The sequence below is a fragment of the Teichococcus vastitatis genome (assembly GCF_003604215.1).
Classification (GTDB): Bacteria; Pseudomonadota; Alphaproteobacteria; order Acetobacterales; family Acetobacteraceae; genus Pseudoroseomonas; species Pseudoroseomonas vastitatis.
The window spans coordinates 1-863 of the sequence record NZ_QXGS01000192.1; the positions used below are offsets into that span (position 1 = coordinate 1).

Here is an 863-nt window from a genome sequence, read left to right on the forward strand (position 1 = left end):
CCTCGCGCACCGCCCGCACCAGGGCGATGTCGGTCTGCTCGGACATGCCGATCTTGACCTTGAAGCTGCGATGGCCGCGGTCGAGGTAGGCCCGCGCTGCCTCGGCCGCCGCCGCCGGCTCGGCGGCAAGGATGTACGCGGCCATCTCCACCCGGTCCCGCCACAGCCCGCCCCACAGCCGGTGCAGGGGCTGGGCGCAGGCGTGGCCGAACGCGTCCCACATGGCCATCTCCACCGCGCAGATGGCCATGACGGCGGCACGCTTATGGTGGTAGTAGCCCGCGCCGAGGACATGGCGGTGCAGCGCCTCCGCCTGGTCCACCGACTTCGTCAGCGCAATCGGCAGAACCACCCGTTCCAGCACGGCGGGGATCGCGTCCAGCAGCGCGATCGTCTCGCCCCAACCCACGGTTCCGTCCGCGGTGGTGAGCCGGACAATCAGGCGCGTCGTGCCGCTGCGTCGCCCCGAGGCCCATTCCATGTCCGAGCGGAACGGCATGCGCACCATCCAGTGCCGTGCCTCGGTGATCCTCAGCGCATCCTGCATGACTATGTCCCACCCGGCGCTGGAGACCCGGAGCGGGGCCGGCATGCGGCGGGCGGCAGGGAAGGGGTCAATTTCGGACTCCGGACGAGGTTCGCTCGGGCTGGCGCGCCAGAATAATCGGGGTGCCATACCCCTGCCACCGTGATACGATTCGACCGTAAAACGATCGGATTTTGTTCGGAACTTCTTCAGGTGGAGGCAGACAGGAGGGTCTCGGGGATGGCACTCTCGGGTGAAGGCATGGCGTACCGGCTGGACGGTTTTCTCCTGGACACCGCACGCGGCGCGTTGCTGGCTCCCGGTGGGCAGGAGATCG

At 68.6% G+C, this 863-nt stretch carries 1 pseudogene; it reads right to left on the minus strand.

Annotation, left to right across the window (positions count from 1 at the left end):
- A pseudogene (locus D2K64_RS23865) lies at nt 1-547 on the minus strand (hypothetical protein); the annotation flags it as partial.
- Nucleotides 548-863: the final 316 nt, after the last annotated feature.